Source organism: Acetobacterium wieringae (assembly GCF_001766835.1).
Classification (GTDB): Bacteria; Bacillota; Clostridia; order Eubacteriales; family Eubacteriaceae; genus Acetobacterium; species Acetobacterium wieringae.
Genome location: NZ_LKEU01000055.1, coordinates 1 through 9,749 on the forward strand (window position 1 = coordinate 1; position 9,749 = coordinate 9,749).

9 protein-coding genes are annotated in these 9,749 nt (G+C 43.9%); 1 reads left to right on the forward strand and 8 read right to left on the reverse strand.

What is annotated here, in order from left to right; all coding sequences use genetic code 11:
• Positions 1-484: 484 nt before the first annotated feature.
• From ACWI_RS18205 to ACWI_RS18215, 4 genes are all read right to left on the reverse strand, one after another.
• On the reverse strand, positions 485-3,187 hold the full coding sequence (locus tag ACWI_RS18205) for a hypothetical protein (RefSeq protein ID WP_070372870.1): 2,703 nt from the start codon (positions 3,185-3,187) through the stop codon (positions 485-487).
• Between the two features lie 559 nt (positions 3,188-3,746).
• Positions 3,747-3,902: a hypothetical protein gene (locus tag ACWI_RS19205; protein WP_175440990.1), complete on the reverse strand. Its 156-nt coding sequence runs from the start codon at positions 3,900-3,902 to the stop codon at positions 3,747-3,749.
• A 3-nt stretch (positions 3,903-3,905) separates the two neighbouring features.
• Positions 3,906-5,030: an anti-sigma-I factor RsgI family protein gene (locus tag ACWI_RS18210; RefSeq protein WP_070372871.1), complete on the reverse strand. Its 1,125-nt coding sequence runs from the start codon at positions 5,028-5,030 to the stop codon at positions 3,906-3,908.
• Positions 5,027-5,620: an RNA polymerase sigma factor gene (locus tag ACWI_RS18215; protein ID WP_084633890.1), complete on the reverse strand. Its 594-nt coding sequence runs from the start codon at positions 5,618-5,620 to the stop codon at positions 5,027-5,029. Before ACWI_RS18215 ends, ACWI_RS18210 begins: the two co-directional genes overlap by 4 nt.
• 586 nt (positions 5,621-6,206) lie before the next feature.
• Here ACWI_RS18215 and ACWI_RS18220 point away from each other — a divergent pair.
• Entirely contained in the window at positions 6,207-7,262 is a 1,056-nt protein-coding gene (locus ACWI_RS18220) for a PocR ligand-binding domain-containing protein (protein ID WP_070372872.1), read from the forward strand.
• A 169-nt stretch (positions 7,263-7,431) separates the two neighbouring features.
• Here ACWI_RS18220 and ACWI_RS18225 read toward each other — a convergent pair whose 3' ends face one another.
• The 4 genes from ACWI_RS18225 to ACWI_RS18240 all read right to left on the reverse strand — a co-directional run bounded on the left by ACWI_RS18225 (position 7,432) and on the right by ACWI_RS18240 (position 9,627).
• Positions 7,432-8,010: a sigma-70 family RNA polymerase sigma factor gene (locus tag ACWI_RS18225; protein ID WP_070372873.1), complete on the reverse strand. Its 579-nt coding sequence runs from the start codon at positions 8,008-8,010 to the stop codon at positions 7,432-7,434.
• A gap of 427 nt (positions 8,011-8,437) precedes the next feature.
• Positions 8,438-8,662: a DUF2922 domain-containing protein gene (locus ACWI_RS18230; protein ID WP_084633895.1), complete on the reverse strand. Its 225-nt coding sequence runs from the start codon at positions 8,660-8,662 to the stop codon at positions 8,438-8,440.
• Positions 8,663-8,865: 203 nt separating this feature from the next.
• Entirely contained in the window at positions 8,866-9,090 is a 225-nt protein-coding gene (locus ACWI_RS18235) for a DUF1659 domain-containing protein (RefSeq protein WP_070372874.1), read from the reverse strand.
• A gap of 201 nt (positions 9,091-9,291) precedes the next feature.
• Complete coding sequence (locus ACWI_RS18240) at positions 9,292-9,627, reverse strand: D-Ala-D-Ala carboxypeptidase family metallohydrolase (protein ID WP_084633898.1); 336 nt, start codon at positions 9,625-9,627, stop codon at positions 9,292-9,294.
• Positions 9,628-9,749 lie beyond the last annotated feature (122 nt).

Consider the following 9,749-nt stretch of genomic DNA (forward strand, 5'->3'; position numbering starts at 1 on the left):
TAAGCATAGAGTTTAAATTCTCCCGTTTCCTTAGCTCGCTTCAGTTTTTCCATAAAGTACATTTTGTCTTCATCATCCATAAATATGTTTCGACTGTCTATCCCTTTTAACATCACATGATAAATACCTGTCATACTTCTTACTCTTGCCTGCCTCGCCATTTTTTACCTCACTTCTTATTCCTCTTTACTACATTCTATCACGTTCTTCTAAATGTGACAACAGAAACGTCCCCGTGTCTCCATGATAAATACCTGTCATACTTCTTACTCTTGCCTGCCTCGCCATTTTTTACCTCACTTCTTATTCCTCTTTACTACATTCTATCACGTTCTTCTAAATGTGACAACAGAAACGTCCCCGTGTCTCCACCTGACACCAGAAACGTCCCCGTGTCTCCAAAAAAAAAGACGATCCGAGTTCCGAAGAACTGGGATCGTCTTTTGAATCTTTAAATATATTAAAATTTATCTCTTTTTTCTAGTTACTGAGTAACTGTAATTTGAGTTAAGTTTAATACATTTCCAACTGTATCAGCTGTTGTAATACCAGTTGCTGGTTTAATTACTACGCCTGCTGATAAATCTGTTGCTGTTAATGGAACAGCTAATGTAAGTGTGATCTGTTTTGCAGTACCACCAGCTGCTGCAGTAACGGCTGTAGTCACTTTATTACCACCAACATATACTTCAAAATCTCCAGCTGCAATTGTTGCTGGGTTAATATCTTCTGAAGTTGTTAAAGTAATAACACTAGTTGTAGTTACTTGTGCTGTTTTTACTGTTGGTCGTACATTTTCGTTAAGTGCAACTGCTACTGTTGCAGTTGCCATTACATCGCCAGTCTGGCTAGTTACACCACTTACAGTTAAGGTACGTGAACCAGTTAGAGTATTTGAGTCTTTAGCAATTTTTAATTCAACAAGACCGTTTGTTGTATTAGATTGTAAAGTAACGCTCTCTAATACGGTTCCTTCAAGTGCATAGTTTGAAAGTGTGAGAGCACTTGCTCCTGCAACTGGTCTATCAAATTGTACTCGAATTGTGTTGTTATCAACTACTAATACACCATTAGTACCATAAGTTGTATCTAATTTTGGTGCTGAAGTACTAGCATTGGATGTTCTTGTGAATTTGAAGTTAGTTACTTCTGCGTTATTGTTACCAAACAAGTCAGTAACTAAAGCTGCTGGTAAAGTAACTGTGTATTCAGCTGCTTTTGTCAATGTTGTTAATTCCAGTTGTACTGACATAGACTTGCCATCAACTGGTTTATACAGTGCAAATGCTGTATTTGCGGCACCAGTAGTTAATGCTGGCATAGGTGTTGTTACATAGTTATCAACATAGGAACCATTAATAGTAACACCTGCATTTGCAGTTACATTTTTGTTGTACGTTAATACTAAGTATTCAATACCATCAATTTTTTCAACTTTCGATGAAGTAATTGTTGGTGCTGCTGTATCAGCAGAGAAGTTTACAACTTTGTTTGCTGGGACATCACCTGCATTGTTTGACAAATCAGAGAATGCTGTTACAGAAACTGTTTGTAATCCTGTTTTTGCTGCAGCAACTGTTGCATGATAAACAGTTGCATCATTTATATCTTTAACAACTGTGACAGCAGATGCTGTAATGGGTGCAATTGTAGGATCAGAAATCAGAGCTTCTGAGAACTTAATATCAAATGTAGTATTACTTGTTACAGTAACACTTGAAACTGTTGGTTTTGTTGTATCTTGAGTATTCTTGATCACTGTTACAGTAATTGGATTTGGTGAAATTACATTACCTGCATAATCAGTTGCACCAATGATTGTTGCAGTGATATTTTTATTTACATCAGTTGCGGCAATCCCTGTTAAGTCAATCTGAATTTTTCCATCTGCATCTACTGAAGCAACTGGTGTCGTAATCGCTGTACCATCTGGTAAAGCATAAGTTACTGTTCCAGCAGCAGCGAGTGGTTCACTAAAGCTTACTTTTGCAATTTGGAAGTTTGTATATGTCACTCCAACAAGTGTAGGTCTTGCTGTATCAGTTACATTAATATTAGCTGTGTATACAGCTGGTAAAGCTAAACCAGTAGTATCTTTAATAGGTGTTCCTACTGTTACTGTATATCGATCTTTGAAGAATTCAGCGCCTGGTAGAGTGATGGTTAATGTTTTTCCATCTGCACTTAAGGCACCTGTAGCACCACCAGCGGCACCTGTGATTGAAGGTCTATTTACAGCAATTTGAGCATCTAAATATGCAATGCCAATTACAGTTTTACCGCTTCCATCAACTGATAAAACATAATCATCAGTTGTTTGAGATGTAGTAGTATTAGCTAATAAAGTTGTTTTATCCATTGCTTTGTTAAATGTAACAACTAATTGTTTTGCATTAGGCACTGCTACGCTTACAACTTTTGGAATTGCAACTAAGTTAGCCTGAGCAGCGGTAATATTTGCTGTTGCTGCATCAACTTCTGATTGAAGATTATCTTCAGTCATTTTGTTAGCATTTACAACTGCTTGGTAAGTTGTCCAGCTAGCTGCTGTGTAATCAGCTTGAGTTACAGCTGCTAAAGCGGCGTTGTATTCTGTTAAGTCAGCTGGGTTCTGAACGATTTCAACTTCGATTGCTTCCAATCGTAAGAAAGAACCAACTGTTCCTAATTGTTCGCCATTAGTAAAAGGACCTACATCGCCAATGTTTTGTACATGGCCACTGTATACTACTGAGTAATCTTCTAATTGAACGCCTTCGTCATCAACTAAAGAAATTTTAATGGCTTCAATTTGTAAGCTTCTTCCTTCAGTACCGGCAAATTCGCCATCTTGAACTGGATCCATCCAACCCACGTTTTGTACGTGAACCTGATATTCAATGTGTGCGTCTGCTGGCACATCGCCATCTAATTGAATCCAGAATCCTTCCAATCGAAGGCCTTTACCTTCTGTACCTAATTCGGTTGGTCCTTGAATCCAGGAACCATCCAGTGGATAATTTCCTACGTTTTGAATGTGTCCACGGTACTCAACGCCAACATCTGATGTTGCAGCTGTTTTAGCACTGAATAATCCTAAAAACGAATCCCAGGCTGACTGTTCTTTTTCAGCTGCGAATACGCTTGAGGAGAATACCATGGATAGCATTAACAATGTTGTTAAAATGCTAACAGTAATCTTCTTCATACTTTGTTTCCTCCGTTGTTAAAATTTGGGTTTTTTTATCCGGAAGTTCCAGCAATAGCTCATCACTAATCGCCTGGAAATTCCAGAGCTTAATCTTGCTCCTTATTGTTGTTCCTGGTTTACAGTTAAAACTGTCCCTCTTTCCTCCTTCCTAATTTTTAGCTATGCAAACCATCCTGGGCTTTTTAAAAAAGCTGGTTTGCCAATACAGTGAAACGGTAAACCGAGAAAGAGCGTTCTTGTATGATTCTACACCTTCTTACGATGTTTTGCAATAAATATCGATGTTTTTTTGAATAAAATTCGTGATTTTTACATTACAAAACCGAAACAATAATGGGTTTAGCTCACATCTTTGACACATTCTGATATTTCAGAAAAACAATGTATCCATCACTTTCAATTTTTGACCAAACCGACTGCCAAACTTTAAATCAAGGGTTCCTTTCTCAAGAATAACAGCGATCAGCTCCTTTCCGGTTTCAAACTTCAATAAATAAACGCTTTTTGACTCTACAATTGGTTAACGCCCAGGATTGAGGTTTTATTGCACCGGATTTTATTTTTTTTTATTTTTATCTTCGACTTGCTGAAAAGCATGGGCATGAACCAGGCGATTAATAAACGCCCCTACACGCTGCACTGCCCGGGCATGACATGGGGACATTTCGCCTGTCATCCCGCTGGGCTGACAGGCGGTACGTCCCCAAGTCACGCCCTACTCACTCGTTGGCGGCTCGCTGATCGGATCGTTTTCGCTTAAGGGTGTCTGCTCCTCGCTTAATGGCGTTTTTTCTTCGCTTAGCGGTGTTTTCTCGTCATCCACTGCTTCCGGTGTTTTTTCATCCGGTGGGGAGACAACCGGTTCGGTGGTGGGTTGGGGTTCCGGGGTGGTAACCACCGGGGTTTCCGGGGTCGCAACCACGGCCGGATCTGGCGTATTGGTTACCTTGCCGGTACCGTTGGTATCCACACTGGTTTCGGTGGTGGCCGGTGGGGCAATCGCCGGGGTTTCCACTACTGGGGTGGTGACTTCCTTGGTCTCTTTTTCCGGTTCATCGACAACAATCACCTTGGTGAGATCGACTGCCTTTTCCTTGGATACGGCCAGTAAATCGGCCAGCGACATGCCCGCCAGACTTTCCATGGTCAGGGTACTGTCAGCGGCGATTAATTCCTTCATCACATTGAGCTTACCGGTGGTGACACTGTACTGCTCGGCCTCGGTGACGGCCTGGCTATCCGGGGTGACGGTTTGCCGGACGACGGTGGCACTGATGTTTTCGGCAGTGGCCGAGTCTTTAATCACCTGATTAAGGGTGACGGCCAGATCATCGGCTTTGGCGGTATTCTGGTTTTCGACCGTGATCATCACCACACTTTTGGTTTCATCCAGATAGCCGTTTTTAATCATGGCAGTGATGATGACCCCCACCGAGTCTTCCAGATTGGACTGGCTGAGGTTCTCTTCATCAAGCAACTCCTGGACATCCTGATCAAAGGCTTTAACCGACAAAATCTGCTTGTGCTTGTTGGTAACGATCTCGACGCTCTGATTGGCGTCAAGGGCGATGATGCTCTCAGGCGATTTAAACTCGCCAAACCAGGTGGTGATACAGACAATCATGACCAGTGCACCGGCTACCGCCATGGAAATGGGCTTGAAATACCGCTGACTGGTATTCCGGGCTTTAGTCGGGGCCAGGGTTTGCCGGGTGATCGTGTCGTGCCCAGTCATTTTGATGACCGGGATGGCGGCCAGTTTATCAAAATCCAGGCCGGGAGCCTGGCTGATACTGCGGGAAAGGGAGGCTTCTATATTTAGTTTTTTGTGGGTGCTCATCTTAACACCTCCTGTTCGATGAGATATTTCTTCAGCTTCTTCAGTCCCCGATGATATTTAGAGAGGACGGTTGAAAGCTTCATATCCAGATTTTTGGCAATTTCCCGGTGGGTAAAGCCGGAAATGGCATGTAATAAAATAATTTCGATTTCTTCGCTGCTTAGTATTTTTAGCGCAGTCTGAATTACCAGGCGGTCTTCCTGGTCACTAACGTAGGAAAAATTCAAATCATTTTCCAGATCGGTCATTTCAATGCAGTCGTTTTTCTGTTTGCTGCGGATTTTGCTGATTGAAAGATTCCGGGCGATGGTAAACACCCAGGCCATCGGTTTACCCATGGGCTGATAGAGATGGGCGGCGGCTCGAATCTTTAAGTAGGTGTCCTGAACCACATCGAGGGTATCGTCATGGTTTTTTAAGGTTGACAATACAAAGGCGTAGACGGTGCGTTCCGTCAGACGGTATAATTCTTCGAAAGCTGCCATATCATCATTGGCAATCCGGGTGAAGATGGCTTCATCGATATTCAGTTTTTGTTTTTCTGTACTGACGGTGTCGTTTAATACCATCATGGAAAGAAAAAGCTTCATCAGGATAACCCCCAACATTATAGTAACGTTTTAAACTAACGTTTTATTGCATGGAATTTTAACTTTTTTTCGGCGCACAAGGAGGAAGTCATCCCCTATGCTTATACATACTGCCTATTATCGTTGATACATCAGAAAAAGGCAAGGTGTGGCAGATTATGTGCCAGGATTTTTTTGATTGATCGGTTCTCTTCTTTATATTATAGCATAGGTCGGGTAGAAATTTATAATTTTATGGTTAATTAAGGTTGGGCACAAGGGAGCGCATAAGCTACGGCGATTCCCGGATGTGACAATGGGACATTTCTTATTTTACATTTACAGCGGCTCCCGGTCATGAAAAGGGGACATTTCGTACGTCATCCCTATCGGGCTGACATCCGTAACGTCCCCTTTTCACGCCCTACCAGCTGGTGGGTGAATTTTTATCTCCGGGGGGTTAAGGTTTATAGGTGACTTTTTTATAATGACATGATAGAATGTATCTATTATGGGAATATAAGTATTAATACATTTTCTTATGCACACGATATCAGTATTACACAAATGATGTCTTAGGGATAATTTTTTATGAAGGAGTTTTAAAATGGAGAAGAAATTAAGCTACACTGTCGATGAGCTCATTGATTTACACGTCTTGCAGCAGTTTCAGGATAGTTTTGCCAAGGCTCTGGGGATGGCCAGTATTTCTGTTGATAATGTCAAGGGGTCGATTACCGAGCCCAGTAACTTTACCGATTTTTGCATGAAATACACCCGGGGCTCGGCCGAAGGCAACAAACGCTGTATTTCCTGTGATGTCAATGGTGGTAAAAAAGCGGGTACCACTGGTAAACCGGCGGTTTACTCCTGTCATGCCGGACTGGTGGATTTTGCGGCGCCAATTGTCGTAGATGGGGTGCAGATCGGGGCAATTCTTGGTGGACAGGTGCTTGATGCGCCACCGGATGAGGACAAGTTTAGAAAAATCGCCCGGGAAATCGGGGTCGATGAGGATGAGTATATCGCCGCCCTAAGAAAAATTACGATTGTCCCCCGGGATAAAATCAATGCCGCAGCGGATATGCTGTATGTTTTTGCCAACTCCATTTCCAAAATGGGCCATCATAACCGTCTGCTGGTTCATGAAACCGAGAACTTCCAGCATATTTCGGAAAATATGTTTGAAAATATCCGGGCGGTTACCGACGTGGTCAATAACTTCTCAGTTCAGATTGAAGCCTTAATTAAAGCCTCTGACGAACTGCTGGAATCTTCCACTATTTCCAAAAATAAGGTCAAGGAAACCGACTCGATTCTTAAGTTTATCCGGGATGTGGCGACTCAGACCAACCTGCTTGGCCTTAATGCAGCCATTGAAGCTACCCGGGCCGGGGAATTTGGCCGGGGCTTTAATGTGGTTGCCGATGAGGTTCGTAAACTGGCGGTCATGAGTGTGGATTCAGCCAAGAAGATTGAAAGTATTCTGGACAGCATTGTGGTCAGCATGAATTCGGTGGAATCGCAAGCGGCCAAATCCTATAAAATCATCGGCGAGCATCAGGCCGCCATGGTTGAGATCAACGAAAAACTGTCGATGCTCAATGAAATCTCCGACAAACTCAAAATTGAGATTAATAACTTAAAGAACAGCCTGTACTAAAGCAAAAGACCACTCGTGCGAGTGGTCTTTTTTTATGCTCGAATGACATGGGAATGACATGGGGACGTTTCGGACGTCATCCCTACGGCGTGGCTCGGGCATGACAATGGGACATTTCGCCTGTCATCCCGCTGGGCTGACAGGCGTAACGTCCCCAAGTCACGCCCTATCAGTTGATCAGATTGAGGCCGAAATGGGTACGCAGATCATTAATCGCCCGGCGGTGGAGTTTGACCAGGCTGTTGGCACTAACCCCCAGGGCGGCGGCGATTTCCCGGAAGCTGCGGTTTTTGCCATAGTGTTCTTCAATAATCCAGCGCTGCCGTTCCCTTAAGCAGGGCAGATACTGCCGTAAGGCCAACAGGTCTTGCGCCCGTACATAGTCACCTTCAATATCGGCGGGATCGGGCAGAACCTCCAGCAGGGAAATATTTTCGTCATCGCCGGGTGAAAAATCCAGGGAGGTGCAATTTTTATGGCTTTTGGCCACATTGACAAAATAATAGAACAACTCTTTTTTGAGATAGCCGGAAAAGGGCACGCCCCGGTCTTCATTATAGGTTTCTACGGCATTGAGCAAAACGATGGCGGCTTCGCTGAGGTAGTCGTCAACAGCGTCCACTTCGTACACATAACGCCTGATCATTGAGAGCATCAAGGGTTTAAAGCCCTCAATTAAAGCCAACTGGCACTGGGTATCCCGCTGCCGGGCACCTTTTACCAAACGAATCATTTCATTATTTTTCATCTTGTCACCTCTTTCAATCTTATGGAACGTTAGTTCTTTTTTTGTATTATACATGAATTGGTTTGTTATTTCAATGGTTTTGCGAACAAATGTTTTTTCATGGGCGGGGGGACGTTATATTTACAGCGATGCGCGGGCATGACATGGGGACATTTCGTACGTCATCCCTATCGGGCTGACATCCGTAATGTCCCCAAGTCATACCCTATCATAGGCGTAACGTCCCCTCGACTCGCCCCATCAAACGTCCCCTTTTCATATGCTACCTGTCAAAAGAGCTAACCCAGTACCGACAATTGTTACATCATGTTGTGCGCATCGGAGCGGACACGGCATCGCCTGTCCGATTCCGTAGCGTACAACAGATTAACAATTGGTCGGTACGGGAGTTTTCGAGAACCTCAGGCGGGGTTTCCCCCGCCTTTGGCTACACGGTCATTTCGAAGTCCTGGGTGGTGGTGGAAATCAGTTTACCGCTGACTTTTTTTACCAGGGCAATATTGTCTGGGGCAAACACATTTCGGGTCAGAATCTGATCCATTGCTGCATTGATTTCAGCAGGCGTTACCGCCGGATCGGCATCTGATACGGAAATGGTTGCATTCTTGCCATCGGCACGGGCAAAAACCATGGTTGCTTTAATATCGGCCATATTTTACCTCCTTTCGCTATATTTTTTGTTAGACAATTGCGATCGTACGAACAATCGGTGCTTTGGGTGCAGTTTCCACAAACAATTGTGTAACGTGTAGGCGAACAGTTCAGCGAACTGTCCGCTGTACAGTGTAACAATTGTTTCGTGCGAAACTGGAGTCAAAGCTCACGGCACTTTCGCAACTACCTACATTTTTGGGGTTACACCCCGGGAATCAGTAGGGTGGTTTCGATTTTGAGTACTTCTTCCATGGTGGGAACCTGCAAGCTGGCAAGTGCCTCAGCCACAGCGTAAATATCATCATCAACGGCGGTTTCTTTGAGGTTGGAATAAGTTTTTGACTTAATCACTTCTTTCCCGTCGACCACCCCATGGTTCGAACGAACCTGGAGCTTATTGCTGATAAAATCAGTAGTTACTGGCATTTTGTGTACCTCCTTTCATCGGTTATACTTATAAATGGAATGAACTGGAAAAAGGTGCCATCTTTTTTTAGTATTTGGATAAGAGACATTTTGTTTGTCATCGCTACAGCGTGGCTCGGTCATGACATGGAGACATTTCGTACGTCATCCCGATCGGGTTGACATCCGTAACGTCCCCAAGTCATACCCTATAAATGCTGGTTAAATTTCCAGATGGCAAAAACCCTCATCTTCGTAAATGATCACGCCAAGCCCGGCGGCGATGGCAGCGGCGGCCAGAGCATAAACTGAGAGCCCCGGAGCATAGCAGTCAGCAGCATCGCCAAAGAGATGCCGGGAATGGGGAATCCCCCCGACTTCTTCATTACGAACCGGGCAGCGCACCCCGGAGGTGATGATAATCGGGTTTTCCAGCATCATCCGGACGGCTTCCAGCCGGCCGACCAGGTCTGGGTTCATTTCCGCCGGGAAGCCATTACAATAACGGCCTTCACAGCAGCATTTAAACTCCTGACGGTTAAAATGGGAGGTTTGTATATGATATTTTAATAGTGGTCCATTTTTGACAGATTTTTAGTTGAAAAATGGCCCACTATTTTAATTAATCCCCAAATATGAAATAATCATATTTGGAGGTGAAGGGAGTGTTAAATTTGATG